Raw genomic sequence first — 17,051 nt, forward strand, 5'->3', positions numbered from 1 at the left:
CAAGCGCGTTCGAGGCGTCGGTGAGACGGCTGCGCCGCCGGTGTTAGATGGGTGTGTGACTGACAGCGTTGTCTCGGCCGTGCGTTCCCATCTCGACCAGCACATCGGCGGTCCCGAGCCCACGGCGGCGTCGGTGACCTTCCTGGGTCTGGAGCCCGTCGACGTCCTGCGCTATCCGGGCACCGGCGACGCGCCCGTCCGGTACGTCAGCCTGGGGTGCTCCCGGCACCCGATGGGCGATCCGAGCGACATGATCGCGGATCCCACCCGCGGTCCACGGGCAGAAATAGTCCTGAGCCTGGTCGGGGGCGCGGGCGTCGCCTCAGGCGTGCATCGGACGCTGGCGGTGCTCGCGGCCGCGCCTGCCGTCGAGGGAGTGGTACTGCGCCCGGACGGGCTGATCGACCTCGGTGAACCGCTGTGGAAGGGCGTGCCCTTCACCGCTGTGCTGCTCGGCGAGAGCGACATCCCGGACCTCGAGTTGCCCGAACCGCTGGACCCCGTGCAGTTCCTCGAGGTGGTGCCCCTCACCGGCACCGAGGCGGCGTGGGTCCGTCTGAAGGGAGCCGCAGCGCTGCGCGAGGCGTGGACGGAGGCGGGCATCGACGTCCGCGACCCCGGTCGTGGGGCCGCCGCGCTCTGACGCCGTCCCGGTCGGTGCGGTGATGTCCGATTCGGTTGGGGGCCAACCGAATGCGTCGGGGGTCGATCACTGCTACCGCGGGCGCGCGGCGTCGCCGGAGCGAACCTGACACACTGGTTCGGTGCGTATCGATCTCCACACACACTCGACCGCTTCGGACGGCACCGACTCCCCGGCGGAGTTGGTGCGGAAGGCTGCCGCCTCGGGCGTGGACGTGCTCGCGATCACCGATCACGACACCACGGCCGGATGGAAGGAAGCCGCGGCCGCGCTGCCGTCCGGGCTGCGACTGGTGCGCGGAATGGAGATGTCGTGCGAGGGGCGCGGCGAGGACGGCCGGCCCGTCGCGGTGCACCTGCTCGCGTACCTGTTCGATCCCGAGTCGCAGGAGTTCGCCGTCGAGCGTGAACGTCTGCGCGACGAGCGGGTGACCCGGCTGCGGGCGATGGCGGTCCGGATGGCCGCCGCGGGCCTGCCGATCGATCCGGAGGCGATTCTCGCGGATGCCGGACCCGCGGTGGGCCGTCCGCACCTGGCGCGGGCGCTGGTCCGGGCCGGCGTCGTGGACAGTGTCGGAGACGCCTTCACCGATCTGCTCTCCACGCGCAGCCCGTACTACGTGGAGAAGTCCGACACCCCGCTCGAGCGGGCCGTCGAGATGGTCGCCGACGCGGGCGGTGTCAGTGTGATCGCCCACGCCCGCGCGCGTGCCCGCGGCCGACTCCTCGATCTCGAACACATCCGGGAACTCGCCGAGCACGGGCTCGGCGGACTCGAAGTCGATCATCCCGATCACGGCGCGGCCGACACGGCCCTGCTGCGCTCCCTGGCCGCCGAACTCGACCTCGTCGCCACCGGGTCCTCGGACTACCACGGAAAGAACAAGACGATCGCCCTGGGACAGCACACGACCGCACCGGAGGCGCTCGAGGAGATCGTCGCCCGCGCGACCGGCGTCCCGGTGCTGACCGGCGACGCGGTCACGGACGTCCCCGCGACCGACGGAGCGCGTCGATGACCTACGAGAACCTCGGTTCCGTCCGTCGCCGCCCGCGTGATCCGTGGGTCGCGAGGATGCTGCGCGGACTGTCCGGTGTCGTCTCCGGCGGTGTCGTCGTGCTGACCGTCGTCGTGATCGTCGCGGCATACCTCGCCACGAACCGGGATTTTCCGGGTCCCGGCGCGGAGTCGATCGCGGCGCATGTGGTGGTGAGCGTGCTCGCCGTGGGCCTGCAGATCTTCGCCGACCGGCGCCGGGGCGCCGCCTCCGTCCTGGCCTCGGGAGTGATCCTCGCGCTCACCGGCCTGTTGCTGTGGACCCAGTGGTGGTCCTGACCGTTCGTCGTGGGCCGACGCATCCTCACAGGTAGAGACCTGTTTCCGTGAGATCGTGACCGTTCTGGCAGATTTGATTCCGGCCTTCCGATGGTGCAGAATCATTGCACTCCGCGTGGGTGCTACCGCCCTTCTCGGAGTTCTTCAGGTGGCAAGAACTTGTGCCAGGGCCCACCCCGCCCGGCGCCATCACGCTCCGGCTAGCAGTGCAACGATCGCGCGTTCCGGTAGCTGCAACCGATCAATCCTGCGTTCGTCAAGTGCCGCGTCGTTTTCACCTCCACGACTCGGTTACTTCTCAGTAACCAGGACCCGAGTGAGTCTGGTCTCAAGAGGAGTGTCATCGTGTCCCCTGTGTCTGAAGCTTCCGTTACGCCAAAGGTCGAAATAACCGACGAGGAAATTTTCGCGGGCCACATCGGTGGCAAGCTCTCGGTCGAGACCACCGCCCCGCTCGATTCCCAGCGTGCGCTGTCGATCGCGTACACGCCCGGCGTTGCGCAGGTCAGCCGCGCAATTCACGCTGACGAGACGCTGGCCGATCGCTACACGTGGACCAACCGTCTCGTCGTGGTCGTGAGTGACGGCACCGCGGTCCTCGGCCTCGGGGACATCGGCCCCCGCGCGTCGCTGCCGGTCATGGAGGGCAAGTCGGCCCTGTTCAAGAACTTCGCGGGCCTCAACTCGATCCCGCTGGTTCTGGACACCAAGGACCCCGACGAGATCGTCGAGACCCTCGTGCGACTGCGCCCGAGTTTCGGCGCAGTGAACCTCGAGGACATCTCGGCTCCGCGCTGCTTCGAAATCGAGCGCCGCGTCATCGAGGCCCTCGACTGCCCGGTCATGCACGACGACCAGCACGGCACCGCGATCGTCGCGCTCGCCGCGCTGCGCGGTGCGGCCAAGGTTCAGAACCGTGACATCACCGCGCTGCGCGTCGTGATCTCCGGGGCCGGCGCGGCCGGTGTCGCGTGCGCCAACATCCTGCTCGCTGCGGGCATCGCCGACGTCACCGTTCTCGACTCGAAGGGCATCGTGTCCTCCGATCGCGAGGACCTGGGCGAGATCAAGGCCGACCTCGCGGCCCGCACCAACCCGGCCGGCCGCAGCGGCGGCCTGGTCGAGGCGCTCGACGGCGCAGACGTGTTCCTCGGGGTCTCTGCCGGAACCGTGCCCGAGGAGATCATCGCGACGATGGCGCCCGAGTCGATCATCTTCGCGATGTCGAACCCGGACCCGGAGATCCACCCCGACATCGCCGCCAAGTACGCGGCGATCGTCGCGACGGGTCGCAGCGACTTCCCGAACCAGATCAACAACGTGCTCGCGTTCCCGGGCGTCTTCAAGGGCGCCCTGGACGCCGGTGCCCGCCGGATCACCGAGGGCATGAAGCTCGCCGCCGCCGAGGCGATCCTGTCGGTGCTCGGGGACGAGCTCGCGGTCGACAAGATCGTGCCGAGCCCGCTGGACCCGCGGGTCGCGCCGGCCGTGGCTGCTGCAGTCGCGCAGGCGGCCAAGGACGAGGGCGTCGCCTGACGACGCACCGCTCGACGCGTGAACAGGGCCCCGCCGCGACTGCGGCGGGGCCCTGACGCGTGATGTCGCCGGATCGGGTGCGCACGCGGGCCGCCTCGTCCAGGATGGTCGGCATGCGTGAGATCACCCTCGAGCTCGACGCGGTCCGGCTGCGGGCACTGACGTGGGGCCCTGCGACGGGCCGGCTCGCGGTCCTGCTGCACGGTTTCCCGGACACGGCCCACACTTGGCGGCACCTGGGACCGGTCCTGGCCGACGCCGGCTGGCGGGTGGTCGCCCCCTTCACACGCGGGTACGCACCGTCCGAGATCCCCGCGGACGGCAGCGGGCACGTCGCCGCCCTGATGGACGACGCGGTGGCCGTCCACGACCGCGCGGGAGGGGGAGTCGACGCGGTACTGATCGGCCACGACTGGGGTGCGATCACCGCCAACGTGCTCGCCGCACACCCCGACAGCCCGTTCGTCGCCGCTGTGGCGCTCTCGGTGCCACCGTTTCCCGCGCTGCGCACCCCGGCGGTGCTGCCCGCGCTGCCCCGTCAGCTCCGCAACAGCTGGTACATCCTGTTCAACCAACTGCCGGTGCTGCCCGAGAAGTTGGCGGGCCGGATTGTTCCGCGCCTGTGGGCGGACTGGTCACCCGGCTACGACGCGTCGGACGATCTACCCGCCGTGATGGAGGCCATGGCCGATCCGGCACACCGGCGCGCCGTGATCGGCTATTACCGCAACATGGCTCGGCCGCTACCTCGTCCCCCTGTCCGCTACCGCCGGTGGGTGGGCGCGGAGATGCGCTCACCGATCGTCCCGACGCTCTACCTCCACGGCGACCGCGACGGGTGCCTCGACCCGCGTCTCGCGGCGCGGGTCGGATCCGGGCTGCCACCGGGAAGCGAGGCGCACGTCGTCTCCGGGGCCGGCCACTTCCTGCAACTGGAGCGGCCCGACGAGGTCAACTCGACGATTCTGAAGTTCGTGGCGACGACGTGATCGCCGCCGGGCGGCGCAGGCGTCCGGTGCCGGGCACCGACGCCCACACTGCGGCGGCGAGCAGACCGTCGACGATCAGGGCCAGGGCCGCGACCAGGAGCGCACCGACCAGTACCCGGTCGTAGCTGCGCAGCGCGAGGCCGTCGAAGATGTACCGGCCGAGTCCACCGAGGTTGACGTAGGCCGCCACGGTCGCGGTCGCGATCACCTGCAGTGTCGCGCTGCGCAACCCGCCGAGGATCAACGGCAGCGCGTTGGGGACCTCCACGCGCAGCAGCACCTGCCGCGTCGTCATCCCCATCGCCTCGGCGGCATCGACCACCTGTCGATCCACGTTCGCGACGCCCGCGTAGGCCCCCGCGAGCAGGGGCGGGATGCCGAGCAGCACCAGTGCGAGGATCGGCGGGACCAGACCCAGGCCGAGCAGCAGGACCAGGAGCGTCAGGACACCGAGCGTCGGCAGCGACCGCAGCGCGTTCACGGCGCCCACGACCACGATCTCGCCGCGGCGGAAGTGCCCGATCGCCAACCCGATCGGCACGGCGATCACGGCCGCCCCCGCGACCGCCAGCAGGCTGTACCAGAGGTGCTGGAGGATCCGGGCGCCGATGCCCGTCGGACCCTGCCAGTTCGCCGGGTCGACGAGGTAGTCCCACGCACTGGTGAACATCAGGCCGGGCCCTCCGACAGTTCGACGGTCGCGCGCCGCGACCGGGTCCGACGGGTGCCGCCGCGCTGCCACGGCGTCAGGAACCGGCCGGCGAGGTACAGCGCGGCATCGAACAGCAACGCCAGCACGACGATCGCGACGATGCCGGCGACGATCTGCTCCGGGTAGTCCCGCTGGTAGCCCTTCGTGAACAGCTCACCGAGACCACCGACGCCGATGAGCGCGCCCACCGACACCAGCGAGATGTTGGTGACCGCGACGACGCGAACGTTCGCGAGGAGTACCGGCAGGGCGAGGGGCAGTTCGACGGTCAGCGCCCGGCGCAGCGGGGTGAACCCCATCGCGGTGGCGGAGTCCACGACGTCCTCCGGCACCGCGTCGAGCGCCTCCGGTACCGCGCGGACCAGCAGCGCGGTCGAGTACACGGTCAGCGCGATCACCACGTTCGCGGGATCGAGGATCGGCAGTCCGACCACAGTGGGCACCGTGACGAACAGCGCGAGCGACGGGACCGTGAACGAGATGCTCGCGATCACGAGCGTCGTGCGCCGCAGCCACCGCACGCGCCGGACCGCGGTGCCGAGCGGTATCGCGATCACGAGTCCCAGCAGCAGCGGGAGCAGGGCCAAGCTCAGGTGCTCGCGCGTCAGTTCCAGCACGTACGAGAAGTTCTCGGTCAGGTAGCACACGCCGTCACCGGTCGTTCCGGAGGCGATCCTCGGTGCGTCGCTGCTCGGCGAGCAGGGCGACGACGTCGGCCGCATCGATGCCACCGGCCACCGCCCCGGAGGCGTCGACCGCGACACCTGTCCCCGACGGCGACGAGATCGCCGCGTCCAGCGCCTGCCGCAGATCGGTGCCCATCGTGAACAGCGACCCACCCGCCGCCGACGCATCCGCGATCGGCCGGCCGGCCCGGACGGCGTCCAGACCGGCGGCATCGATCCACCCCTGGGGGTGTCCGGCATCGGTGACGACGAGCGCCCAGTCGCCGGGAGCGAGAGTCGCGGCGGGCACCTCGGATTCGCGGAGGCGGCGGATCTCGTGCAGCGGAACCGAATCCGCGCTTCGGAAGGAGAGCCCGCGATAGCCACGGTCACGGCCGACGAAATCGGCGACGAAATCGGTTGCGGGAGACGACAGTACGGTGGCCGGGGCGTCGTACTGTTGCAGCCGGCCGTGCGGGCCGAACACTGCGACCCTGTCGCCGAGCCGGACGGCCTCGTCGATGTCGTGGGTGACGAACACGATCGTCTTGCGCAGTTCGGCCTGCAGCCGCTGCATCTCGGACTGCAGTTCGGCGCGCACCACCGGATCGACCGCGCTGAAAGGCTCGTCCATCAGGAGGATCGGCGGGTCCGCCGCGAGCGCCCGCGCCACCCCCACCCGCTGCTGTTGGCCACCCGACAGCTGCGCCGGATAGCGGTTCGCCAGCGCGCGGTCGAGCCCCACCCGATCGAGCACGTCCAGCGCCGCGCGTCGGGCGGCACGGCGGGACTGCCCCCGCAGGACGGGCACCGTCGCCACGTTGTCGACGACGGTGCGGTGCGGCAGCAGACCGCCGCCCTGGATGACGTACCCGATGCTGCGCCGCAGTTCGACGACATCCGTGGTCGCGACGTCGCGGCCGTCGACGGTCACGGTGCCCGCGGTGGGCACGACCATCCGGTTGATCATCCGCATCGACGTGGTCTTGCCGCAGCCGGACGGGCCGACGAAGACCGTGAACGATCCGGCGTCGATCTTCAGATCCAGTCCGTCGACGGCCACCGTGCCGTCCGGAAAACGCTTGGAGACAGCGGAGAAGGAGATCACGAGACGGGGGTGTCCAGGCCCTGTCGTGCCACCCACTGCTTCGCGGCGGCCTGCGGTTCGGTCTTGCTGTCGCCGGACACTGCGTCGTTGAGGTCGACGAGTTCCTCGGTGGTGAGCTTGGCGGACACCACGTCGAGGACACGCGAGAGCTGGTCGGTCTTCGCCGATGCCCGCATCAGCGGAACGACGTTCTGCGCGGGGAAGTTGTTCGCGGGATCGGTGAGCACGACGAGGTCGTTCGCCTCGATCGCGGGGGAGGTCGTGAAGATGTTCGCGGCCGTCACCTGCCCGGACGTGAGTGCCTTGACGGTTGCGGGTCCACCGCCGTCGCCGATCGGCACGAAGTTGGCCGGCGCGATGTCGAGACCGTAGTTCTCCCGCAGTCCGGGCAGCCCGACCGACCGTTCCTGGAACTCGGCCGGAGCCGCGAACGTCACCTCGGCGGAGTGCGCCGCGAGGTCGGCGATGGACGTCAGGTTCCACTTCTCGGCCGTCTCCCGGGTGACGACCACGGCATCCTTGTCCTCGGCCGGTGCGGGTGTCGTGATCGCGAGATCCGGCGCCAACGCAGCCGGCAGCGCCGCGTCGATCTCCGCGGCCGTGGTCGCCGTCGACGCGGAATCGATGTACTCGAGCAGGTTCCCGGTGTAGTCGGGGATCAGCGTGAGCGATCCGTCGCGCAGTGCCGGGATGTACACCTCGCGCGAGCCGATGTTCATTCGGGTCTGCACGTCGAACCCGTTGGCCTGCAGCGCCTCGGCGTAGACGAACGCGACGGTCTCCGATTCCGGGAAGTTCGCCGATCCGACGACGATCGCGTCGGTGTCGCCGCCCGATCCGCCGCTGTCCAGGGGATCTCCACCGCACGCGGCGAGGGACAGTGCGAGCAGGGCGATCAGCCCCGTGCCCAAACGGCGGCGCGTACGAATCCGGGAAACCTTCATGTCGTCCTTCCATCGGATCCGGCGTGACGCCACCCCCGCAATCCCCGGAGAACGGTCGCCGCGCGGTGAAGCAAGCCGGATCTGTCGACCGCTCGTGATGGTGCGCGAACTCAGTGTAACGATAGGTACGACAACCGCACGGCACGACGATGCCGGGGTCGCACGAGACGTCGATCGGAGAGGGACACGGTGGCACCGAACGGAAATGGGGGCATCCTCGGGCGTGCGGCAGGTCTCGCGGCCTGGCTGACGGTGGTTCCCGCAGTCGTGATCGCCACGGCGTGCGGGGTCGACACGAGCAGCCGGACGGGCGGTCCCACCGCTCCCACGGTGGTGATCGGCGCGGCCGACACGGTGGAGAGCGAACTCGTCGCCCGTCTGTACGCGGGTGCCCTCGGCGCGAGCGGTCGGTCCACGGAACTCGTCCTGGGCCTGGGCGACCAGGCGGACCGCCTGGCCGCGCTGGACGCCGACCGCGTCTCGCTCGTGCCCGAGCACACCGGGCGGCTGCTGCACCGCTTAGACCCCACGGCGGACGCCACCGAGGCCGAGGACGTGTACGACGCCCTCAGCAGGTCCTTGCCGCAGGGTCTTTCGGTGTCCGAGTACGCCCCCGCCGACGACCGGTCGGCGCTCGTCCTGACCGAGCAGCAGGCGGAGTCGTGGGGCGCGAGTTCGGTTGCCGACCTCGCACCCCGGTGCTCCACGCTCTCACTCCACGCGTCCGACGACTTCGCTTCCGACGCGGGCGCTCTCGACCGGCTGCAGGCGCGGTACGGGTGCACGTTCGCCGAGGTGGTGCCCACCCGATCGCCGGCCGGTGCCACCCGCGAACTGGCCGTCGTCGGGGCATCTCCGGTGCGCGGGACAACCGCGGCCGACCCGGTGATCGCGCAGGACGAGTTGGTCGTGCTCACCGACGACGAGGGCGCGTTCACGGCCCAGAACGTGATCCCGCTCTTCCGGAGCGGTGTGCTGACCGCGGACGACGTCCGAAGTCTGAGCGTGGTCCTGCAACTGAGCACCGACGACCTGACCGCGATGGCGGCGCGAGTGCGTGACGGCGAGATCTCGTCAGCCGACGCCGCCGGCGTCTGGCTCGAAGAGCACGTCTGAATCGAAGGCCCCGCGAAGGAAGCCGCCGAGGTCGGCCACGGCGTCCGCGGCTTCCCCGAGCAACGACGCCTGCAGGTGCGCGACGTGCCACAGGCGTGGGTACTCCACGTAGTGGAGACGGTTCCCCGCCGCGCGTAGGCGCGCGGCCAACTCGACGATCTGCGGGTAGAGGACCTCGGCCGTGCCGACGTGGACCGCGGTGGGTGGCAGCCCCGCGGGATCGCCGTGCAGTGGCGCGTAGCCCGGATCGACCGGGTCGCCGCCGCCCAGGTATGCCCCGGCGGACGAGTGGGCCCACGCGGTGTTCACCACGGTGTCGCGATCGAACGGCGCCTCGCGCGAACCCGGATCGACCCACGGCGAGATGAGCGCCAGTGCGGCCGGGGACAGGCCCCGAGTGTCGATCAACCGGCGGGCCGTCGCGAGCGCCAACCCGCCACCGGCCGAATCGCCGGCGACCGCCACCCGATCGGCCGTGAACCCGTGGTCGGTGACCAACTCGATGAACGCCGCGACGGCATCGTCGAGAGCGGCCGGAAACGGATGCTCCGGGGCCAGCCGGTAGTCGAGGGTGTAGACGGCCGAGGCCGATTCGCGTGCCAGGTACGCGGCGAGCGAACGGTGGGTGCCGAGCGATCCGATGGTGTACGCCCCGCCGTGCAGATACAGCACCGCGTGCCGCCGCTCGGTGGCGCCGACGGTGATCCGCTCGGCGGGACGGCCGGCGAGAGTGGTCCTCTCGACGACCGTCCCGTCGGGCAGGGTCTGGATCGGTGCGGCGAGGTCCAACAGCGCCCGCTGTACCCGGACCGGGAGACGCGCGTCGAGCGCGAGTCGGTAGAACGGCTTGATGCTCGCTTCGACGACGGGCAGGGGAAGGCGGACCGCACGCACCGTGGATACCTCCGCTACTTCGACTTGGGCAGCACGCGGGACGTGACCGTCGCGACCACCCGCTGGTAGCTCGGGCCGACGATTCGCACCCACGCGTCGAGGAACTTCGCGTCCGCACCGATCAGCACCCGCGGCTTGCCTTTACGGACACCGGTGGTGATCGTCTTCGCGGCCTCCTCGGGTGTCGTGCGGGCGAGGCGCCTGTCGAAGAACTGCGCGAACGTCGCCTGGTCGTCACCGTCGGGCATCGTGGCGTTGCGTGCGATCGCGGTCTTGATACCGCCGGGGTGGACACACGTGACCTTCACCGGGTGCTTCGCGATCAGCATCTCCTGCCGGAGCGACTCGGTGAACCCACGCACCGCGAACTTCGCGGCGTTGTAGGCACTCTGACCCGGAATGGACAGCAGGCCGAACAGGCTCGAGACGTTCACGATGTGCCCGTCGCCCGACGCGATGACGTGCGGCAGGAATGCCTTGGTGCCGTTGACGACTCCCCAGAAGTCGACGTCCATGATCCGCTCGATGTCCTTGAACTCCGAGCGCTCCACCTCGCCGTGGAAGGCGATGCCGGCGTTGTTGTACACCTGGTTCACCTTGCCGAAGTGGGCCACCACGGCGTCGGCGTAGGAGAGCACCGCCTCGCGCTGCGTGACATCGAGATGATCGGACTTGACGTCGGCGCCGAGGGACTCCACCTGTCGAACGGTTTCGGCCAGTCCCACCGAATCCATGTCGGAAAGCGCAAGTTTCGCGCCCTGGCCGGCCAGGTTCAGGGCGAGGGCCCGGCCGATTCCCGAGCCTGCGCCGGTGATGACGCAGACCTTTCCTGCAAACTCGCTCACTGTGCCGCCACCTTGTCGTCGTCGAGATCGGTCAGTTCGGTGTCGATGCGGTCCGCGACCGTCGTCGTGGCCGGCAGATCGCCGGTCGTCACGCTGCGGTACGCCCCGAGATCGAACTGCTTGGTCATGTTGCGGAATTCGAACGTGAAGCCCGGCCACAGCGTGGTGTTGTTGCCGTGCTTGTCGAGATACCAACTGGCGCAACCGCCGTTGTTCCACACACTCTTCGAGAGCTTGGCCTGCAGTTCGCGGTTGTACGCGTCCTGCGCGTCCTTGCGGACCTCGATGGTGCCGATGTCGTAGCGCTCGATCACCTTGATCGCGTCGACCACGTAGTTGAGCTGCGACTCGATCATGAAGACCATCGAGCTGTGGCCCAGACCGGTGTTGGGACCGACGAGGAAGAACATGTTGGGGAAGTTCGCGATCGCCGACCCCTTGTAGCCCTGCTGGCCGCCCTCGTCGAACGTCTGCGCGAGGGACCGGCCGTCCTTGCCGAAGATGCCGGCGAACGTGGGGGAGTCGGTGACGTGGAAGCCGGTGGCGACGACGATCGCGTCGACCTCACGCTCGACCCCGTTTCGGTCGACGACGGAGTTCTTGCGCACCTCGGCGATGCCGTCGGTGACGACGTCGACGTTCGGCTGCGCGAGGGCGGGGTAGTAGTTGTTGGAGATCAGCATGCGCTTGCAGCCGATCTGGAAGTTCGGGGTCACCTTACGGCGCAGCTCCCGATCCTTGATCTGCCGGCGCAGGTGCCGTTCGGCAGCGAACTGCAACGGCTTCATGAAGATCGGCGCCTTCGCCAGACCGACCACCTGAGTCTCGCGCATCCAGTAGATGCCGGTGCGACACAGCTTCTGGAATCCCGGGACGTACTTGAACGCGAGGTGCTCGGCCTTGGTGTACTCGCGGTCGGCCCGCGGCAGGATCCACGGCGCGGTCCGCTGGTAGACGTCGAGCTGCGCGGCCTTGGCCGCCAGCTGCGGCACGATCTGGATGGCCGACGCTCCGGTGCCGATCACCGCGATCCGCTTGCCGTTCAGGTCGGCGTCGTGATTCCACTGCGCGGAGTGGAAGATCTCGCCCTCGAAGCCCTCGATGCCCGCGATGTCCGGCAGCGACGGCTCGCACAGGGCGCCGACAGCGGCGACGACGATCTTCGCGACGAAGTTGCCCTTCGACGTCTGCACATCCCAGTGCGCAGTCTCCGCGTTCCAATGAGCGGACTGCACCTCGCACCCGAAGATGTGCTTGTCGAGCACGTTGTGCTTGCGAGCCACCGAAGCGATGTAGTTCTGGATCTCCGGCTGCGGCGAGAACGAACGCGTCCACTCGGGATTGAGTGCGAACGAGTACGAGTACAGGTGGGACGGGACGTCGCACGCGGCACCCGGGTACGTGTTGTCGCGCCACGTGCCGCCGACGTCGTTGCCGCGCTCGAGTACCAGGAAGTCGTGCTTGCCCTCCTGGACCAGCTTGATAGCAGCGCCGAGGCCTGCGAAGCCGCTGCCGATGATCAGGGTGTCGACCTGGCGCGGGGACGCGGCCCGGGCGGAAGTATCTGTGACTGGAAGACTCATGTATGGGAGCGTAGGAGCTTGTTGATCAGCAGTCAATAGCTTACTGACTGCAATTCAGTAAGGTGTGGTCCATGGATGCCGTCAAACGAGTACGCCTGAGCCCGGAGGAACGGCGTGCCCAGCTCATCGACCTCGGTGTCCGGATGCTGGCCGACCGGCCGCTCGAACAGATCTCCGTCGAGGACATCGCCGACCAGGCCGGCGTGTCCCGTGGTCTGCTGTTCCATTACTTCGCGTCCAAGCACGACTTCCATGTCGCCATCGTGCGCCACTCCAGTGCCGAGATGCTTGCGCGCACCGCGCCGAACCTCGAGCTCCCGGTCATCGACATGCTGCGCGACGTCATGGCTGCGTACGTCGACTACGTCTCCGAGAACCGTGACACGTACGTGTCGCTGCTGCGGGGGACCGCGAGTGGTGATCCGGCGATGCGCGAGGTATTCGAAAGCACTCGAGCCGAGATGGCGCGACGCGTCGTCGAACAACTGCCGAGTCTCGGAATCGAGCCCGACGCCCGCATCGCCCTGTCGGTGCGGGGGTGGATCGCGTTCGTCGAGGAGGCCACGATCACGTGGCTGCGAGGACCCGAAATCCCCCGGGACGAACTGATCGAACTACTCGTCACCGCCTTGCCCGCGGTGGCCCTCAGCGCCGGCGCCGCGGAGGCCCTTCTCGGCGGCTGACCCTGCCCCGCGTTTTGCGCACTTATCGCGGGGGCGCGCCGGCTCGGTCTCGCGTTTTGCGCACTTATCGCGGGGGACGGGTGCTGGATCTCGCGTTTTGCGCACTTATCGCGGGGACGCCCGATACGGGGCAGAGAACGACACCGGCCCGCCCACTCGGAAAGTGGACGGGCCGGTGTCGTGTTCGGCTGGTCAGCCGATCAGCGGGATCACTTCGTCGGCGAGAACGCGGTCTCGATGATCTCCTGCTGCTCGACGGCGTGAACCTTGCTCGAGCCGGAGGACGGTGCCGACATCGCGCGACGGGAGACGCGCTTGATGCCCGCGAGCCGCTCGGGGAGCAGCTCCGGCAGAGCCAGGCCGAGGAACGGCCACGCACCCTGGTTCGCCGGCTCCTCCTGGACCCAGAAGAACTCGCTGACGTTCGGGTAGCGGTCCAGCGTCTCCGCGATGCGGCGGCGCGGGATCGGGTACAGCTGCTCGATCCGGACGATCGCGACGTCGTCGCGGTTCTCCTTCTGCTTCTTGGCGAGCAGCTCCCAGTAGATCTTGCCCGAGGTCAGCAGCACGCGCTTGACCTTGGAGCGGTCGGCGCCCTCGGACTCGTACGACGGCTCCTCGAACACCGACCGGAACTTGCCGGTGGTGAAGTCCTCGAGGTTGCTGACCGCAGCCTTGTTGCGCAGCATCGACTTCGGCGTGAACACCACGAGCGGACGGCGGATGCCGTCGAGGTGGTGACGACGCAGCAGGTGGAAGTAGCTGGCCGGGGTCGACGGCATGGCAACCGTCATCGAGCCCTCGGCGCACAGCTGCAGGAACCGCTCGATGCGGCCCGACGTGTGGTCCGGGCCCTGGCCCTCGTGGCCGTGCGGCAGCAGCAGCACGACGTCGGACAGCTGACCCCACTTGGCCTCACCGGACGAGATGAACTCGTCGATGATGGTCTGCGCTCCGTTGACGAAGTCGCCGAACTGCGCCTCCCACAGCACGAGGGCGTCGGGGTTGCCGACCGAGTAGCCGTACTCGAAGCCCAGGCCCGCGAACTCGGTGAGCGCCGAGTCGTACACCATGAACTTGCCGCCGTTGTCGGCTGCCGTCGCGAGCTCCGCGATGGGGTTGTACTCGTCGCCGGTCTTGCGGTCGATGAGCACCGAATGGCGCTGCGTGAACGTGCCGCGGCGCGAGTCCTGACCGGCCAGGCGCACCAGGGCGCCCTGCTCGGCCAGCGAACCGAACGCGAGGAGCTCGGCGAACGCCCAGTCGATGTGGCCCTCGCGGGACATCTCCTTGCGCTTCTCGATGACCGGCTTGACGCGCGGGTGCACCGTGAAGCCGTCGGGCACGTTGACGAACGCGTCGCCGATACGGGCGAGCGTCGCGGCATCGACAGCCGTGGTCAGGCGGGCAGGCGGGGTCTGGTCGAGCTCGACCGACTCCGACGGTTCCGGCTTGAACTTCTCGAGCTCGCGAACCTCGTTGAACACCCGCTCCAGCTGGCCCTGGTAGTCGCGCAGCGCGTCCTCGGCCTCCTTGAGCGAGATGTCGCCGCGGCCGATCAGCGCCTCGGTGTAGCTCTTGCGAACGCTGCGCTTGGTGTCGATCAGGTCGTACATCGCCGGCTGCGTCATCGACGGGTCGTCGCCCTCGTTGTGACCGCGACGGCGGTAGCAGATGAGGTCGATGACGACGTCCTTGCCGAACTTCTCGCGGAAGTCGACGGCCAGCTGCGCAACCCAGACACAGGCCTCGGGGTCGTCGCCGTTGACGTGGAAGATCGGCGCGCCGATCATCTTCGCGACGTCGGTGCAGTACTCGGACGAACGCGAGTGCTCCGGGGCGGTGGTGAAGCCGACCTGGTTGTTGACGACCACGTGCACGGTGCCGCCCGTACGGTAGCCGCGCAGCAGCGCCAGGTTCAGCGTCTCGGCCACGACACCCTGACCGGCGAACGCCGCGTCACCGTGCAGCATCAGCGGCATGACGGTGAAGCCGTCCTGGCCCTTGTCCAGCAGGTCCTGCTTCGCGCGGACGAGGCCCTCGAGGACCGGGTCGACCGCTTCCAGGTGCGACGGGTTCGCGGTGAGCGAGACCTTGATGTCGTTCTCGCCGAACATCTGGATGTAGGTGCCCTCGGCGCCCAGGTGGTACTTCACGTCGCCGGAGCCGTGCGCGGCCGCCGGGTTCATGTTGCCCTCGAACTCGGTGAAGATCTTCGAGTAGGGCTTGCCGACGATGTTCGCCAGGACGTTCAGGCGACCACGGTGCGGCATGCCGATGACGACCTCGTCGAGCTTGTGCTCGGCCGCCTGGTCGATGATCGCGTCCATCATCGGGATGACGGACTCGGCACCCTCGAGCGAGAAGCGCTTCTGGCCGACGTACTTGGTCTGCAGGAACGTCTCGAACGCCTCGGCGGCGTTGAGCTTGCTCAGGATGTACTTCTGCTGCGCCACCGTCGGCTTGACGTGCGGAGCCTCGACCCGCTCCTGCAGCCATGCCTGCTGCTCCGGCTCGAGGATGTGCGTGTACTCGACGCCGATGTGGCGGGCGTACGCGTCGCGCAGGATCGACAGGACGTCGCGCAGCTTCATCCGCGACTTGCCGTGGAAACCACCGACGTTGAACTCGCGATCGAGGTCCCACAGCGTCAGGCCGTGGCTCGTGACGTCGAGGTCCGGGTGGCTGCGGAACTTGTCCTTGACGAACTGCAGCGGATCCGTGTCGGCCATCAGGTGGCCACGGTTGCGGTACGCGGCGATCATCTCGAGCACACGGGTGCTCTTGTCGACGGCGCCCTCCGGCACGTCCTTGCGCCAGCGGACCGGCTCGTAAGGAATGTGCAGCGAGTGGAAGACCTCGTCGTAGAACTCGTCGCTGATCAGCAGGTTGTGGATCGTGCGCAGGAAGTCGCCGGACTCGGCGCCCTGGATGATCCGGTGATCGTAGGTGGAGGTCAGCGTCATGAGCTTGCCGACGCCCATCTCCGCGATGCGCTCGTCGCTCGCACCCTGGAACTCGGCCGGGTACTCCATCGCGCCGGCGCCGATGATGGCGCCCTGGCCCTGCATCAGGCGCGGCACGGAGTGCACGGTGCCGATGCCGCCCGGGTTGGTCAGCGAGATCGTGACACCGGAGAAGTCCTCGGCAGTGAGCTTGCCGTCGCGCGCGCGCCGGACGATGTCCTCGTAGGCGCCGTAGAACTGCACGAAGTTCATCGACTCGCAGCCCTTGATGGCTGCGACGACCAGCGAACGGCTGCCGTTCTTGCCCGGCAGGTCGATGGCCAGACCCAGGTTGGTGCTCGCCGGGGTGACGACGTTCGGCTTGCCGTCGATCTCGGCGAAGTGCCGGTTCATGTTCGGGAACGACTTGACCGCCTGCACGATCGCGTAGCCGAGGATGTGGGTGAAGGAGACCTTGCCGCCACGGGTACGGGCGAGGTGGTTGTTGATGACGATGCGGTTGTCGAACATCAACTTGGCCGGGACGGCGCGAACACTGGTGGCCGTCGGGATGGTCAGCGAGGCGGACATGTTGCGGGCCACGGTGGCGGCCGCACCGCGCAGGACCTGGTTGGTGTCCTGCGTGGAGGTCTCCGCGGGAGCAGCCGCGGCGGGCTTGGGTGCCGCAGCCTTCGGGGCCGGGGCCTTCGGTGCCGCAGCCTTGGGCGCCGGGGCGGCGGCGGGCTTGGGTGCCGGAGCGGCAGGCGCGGCCGGGGGCGCAGCGGGTGCCGGTGCGGCGGGAGCTGCAGCAGCCGGTGCGGGGGCGGTGGCCCCGTTCGCGGCCTCGGTGGCGACATCACCGGCGCCGTTGAGCGCCTCACCGTTCCCGGCGGCATTCGCCGCGTCGGGCGAGTAATCCGTCAGAAACTCGTGCCAACTCGCGTCCACGGATGAGGGATCATCCTGGAAGCGTTGGTACATCTCGTCAACCAACCACTGGTTCTGTCCGAACTGGGAAGTAGAGCTGCTGCTCACGGCAGGTGTTCGCCTCGT

15 protein-coding genes are annotated in these 17,051 nt (G+C 68.9%); 7 read left to right on the plus strand and 8 right to left on the minus strand.

The features are described 5' to 3' along the window. The first annotated feature begins 55 nt into the window (after positions 1 to 55). From A6I89_RS20765 to A6I89_RS20785, 5 genes are all read left to right on the plus strand, one after another. Complete coding sequence (locus A6I89_RS20765; RefSeq protein ID WP_022594871.1) at positions 56 to 643, plus strand: suppressor of fused domain protein; 588 nt, start codon at positions 56 to 58, stop codon at positions 641 to 643. A gap of 121 nt (positions 644 to 764) precedes the next feature. Further along, a complete protein-coding gene (locus tag A6I89_RS20770; RefSeq protein ID WP_022594872.1) occupies positions 765 to 1,661 on the plus strand; it encodes a PHP domain-containing protein in 897 nt (298 codons plus the stop codon). Beyond that, positions 1,658 to 1,978, plus strand: coding sequence for a hypothetical protein (locus tag A6I89_RS20775; protein ID WP_005514439.1), 321 nt, complete (start codon positions 1,658 to 1,660; stop codon positions 1,976 to 1,978). Before A6I89_RS20770 ends, A6I89_RS20775 begins: the two co-directional genes overlap by 4 nt. Before the next feature lie 345 nt (positions 1,979 to 2,323). Then, positions 2,324 to 3,514, plus strand: coding sequence for an NAD(P)-dependent malic enzyme (locus tag A6I89_RS20780; protein ID WP_013415403.1), 1,191 nt, complete (start codon positions 2,324 to 2,326; stop codon positions 3,512 to 3,514). 113 nt (positions 3,515 to 3,627) lie between these two features. After that, positions 3,628 to 4,503: an alpha/beta fold hydrolase gene (locus tag A6I89_RS20785; RefSeq protein WP_022594874.1), complete on the plus strand. Its 876-nt coding sequence runs from the start codon at positions 3,628 to 3,630 to the stop codon at positions 4,501 to 4,503. Here A6I89_RS20785 and A6I89_RS20790 read toward each other — a convergent pair. Genes A6I89_RS20790 through A6I89_RS20805 form a run of 4 tightly spaced genes read right to left on the minus strand, consistent with a single transcriptional unit; the run spans position 4,466 to position 7,932 of the window. Further along, complete coding sequence (locus tag A6I89_RS20790) at positions 4,466 to 5,173, minus strand: ABC transporter permease (RefSeq protein WP_022594875.1); 708 nt, start codon at positions 5,171 to 5,173, stop codon at positions 4,466 to 4,468. The two genes, A6I89_RS20785 and A6I89_RS20790, sit on opposite strands and share 38 nt — an antisense overlap. After that, positions 5,173 to 5,862, minus strand: coding sequence for an ABC transporter permease (locus A6I89_RS20795; RefSeq protein WP_022594876.1), 690 nt, complete (start codon positions 5,860 to 5,862; stop codon positions 5,173 to 5,175). Before A6I89_RS20795 ends, A6I89_RS20790 begins: the two co-directional genes overlap by 1 nt. Before the next feature lie 4 nt (positions 5,863 to 5,866). Continuing rightward, a complete protein-coding gene (locus A6I89_RS20800; RefSeq protein WP_022594878.1) occupies positions 5,867 to 6,988 on the minus strand; it encodes an ABC transporter ATP-binding protein in 1,122 nt (373 codons plus the stop codon). Further along, positions 6,985 to 7,932 carry an ABC transporter substrate-binding protein gene (locus A6I89_RS20805; RefSeq protein WP_022594880.1) on the minus strand — a complete coding sequence of 316 codons (948 nt, stop codon included), beginning with the start codon at positions 7,930 to 7,932 and terminating at the stop codon, positions 6,985 to 6,987. The genes A6I89_RS20800 and A6I89_RS20805 overlap by 4 nt, the downstream gene beginning before the upstream one ends. Positions 7,933 to 8,121: 189 nt before the next feature. Between A6I89_RS20805 and A6I89_RS20810 the strand changes: the two genes are divergently transcribed. Next, positions 8,122 to 9,048 (plus strand): ABC transporter substrate-binding protein, encoded by a 927-nt coding sequence (locus A6I89_RS20810; RefSeq protein WP_022594881.1) that lies wholly within the window; start codon positions 8,122 to 8,124, stop codon positions 9,046 to 9,048. On the opposite strand, the gene A6I89_RS20815 is transcribed toward A6I89_RS20810, so the two are convergent. Genes A6I89_RS20815 through A6I89_RS20825 form a run of 3 tightly spaced genes read right to left on the minus strand, consistent with a single transcriptional unit; the run spans position 9,007 to position 12,370 of the window. After that, a complete protein-coding gene (locus A6I89_RS20815; RefSeq protein ID WP_022594882.1) occupies positions 9,007 to 9,942 on the minus strand; it encodes an alpha/beta hydrolase in 936 nt (311 codons plus the stop codon). The genes A6I89_RS20810 and A6I89_RS20815 overlap by 42 nt on opposite strands. A 14-nt stretch (positions 9,943 to 9,956) precedes the next feature. Further along, positions 9,957 to 10,787: an SDR family NAD(P)-dependent oxidoreductase gene (locus A6I89_RS20820; protein WP_022594883.1), complete on the minus strand. Its 831-nt coding sequence runs from the start codon at positions 10,785 to 10,787 to the stop codon at positions 9,957 to 9,959. After that, positions 10,784 to 12,370 (minus strand): flavin-containing monooxygenase, encoded by a 1,587-nt coding sequence (locus tag A6I89_RS20825; RefSeq protein WP_022594885.1) that lies wholly within the window; start codon positions 12,368 to 12,370, stop codon positions 10,784 to 10,786. Before A6I89_RS20825 ends, A6I89_RS20820 begins: the two co-directional genes overlap by 4 nt. 71 nt (positions 12,371 to 12,441) lie before the next feature. Between A6I89_RS20825 and A6I89_RS20830 the strand changes: the two genes are divergently transcribed. Next, a complete protein-coding gene (locus tag A6I89_RS20830) occupies positions 12,442 to 13,053 on the plus strand; it encodes a TetR/AcrR family transcriptional regulator (protein ID WP_013415410.1) in 612 nt (203 codons plus the stop codon). Between the two features lie 209 nt (positions 13,054 to 13,262). Here the strand turns inward: A6I89_RS20830 and A6I89_RS20835 are convergent, their stop codons facing one another. Continuing rightward, a complete protein-coding gene (locus tag A6I89_RS20835) occupies positions 13,263 to 17,033 on the minus strand; it encodes a multifunctional oxoglutarate decarboxylase/oxoglutarate dehydrogenase thiamine pyrophosphate-binding subunit/dihydrolipoyllysine-residue succinyltransferase subunit (RefSeq protein ID WP_080668381.1) in 3,771 nt (1,256 codons plus the stop codon). Positions 17,034 to 17,051 lie beyond the last annotated feature (18 nt).

This window comes from Prescottella equi (assembly GCF_002094305.1).
Classification (GTDB): domain Bacteria; phylum Actinomycetota; class Actinomycetes; order Mycobacteriales; family Mycobacteriaceae; genus Prescottella; species Prescottella equi.

What these genes read in the sequence shown, in the direction of transcription:
- A6I89_RS20775 (WP_005514439.1), top strand. Translation starts at nt 1,658, where the DNA reads ATGACCTACGAGAACCTCGGTTCCGTCCGTCGCCGCCCGCGTGATCCG.
- A6I89_RS20785 (WP_022594874.1), top strand. Translation starts at nt 3,628, where the DNA reads ATGCGTGAGATCACCCTCGAGCTCGACGCGGTCCGGCTGCGGGCACTG.
- A6I89_RS20790 (WP_022594875.1), bottom strand. Translation starts at nt 5,173, where the DNA reads ATGTTCACCAGTGCGTGGGACTACCTCGTCGACCCGGCGAACTGGCAG.
- A6I89_RS20805 (WP_022594880.1), bottom strand. Translation starts at nt 7,932, where the DNA reads ATGAAGGTTTCCCGGATTCGTACGCGCCGCCGTTTGGGCACGGGGCTG.
- A6I89_RS20825 (WP_022594885.1), bottom strand. Translation starts at nt 12,370, where the DNA reads ATGAGTCTTCCAGTCACAGATACTTCCGCCCGGGCCGCGTCCCCGCGC.
- A6I89_RS20830 (WP_013415410.1), top strand. Translation starts at nt 12,442, where the DNA reads ATGGATGCCGTCAAACGAGTACGCCTGAGCCCGGAGGAACGGCGTGCC.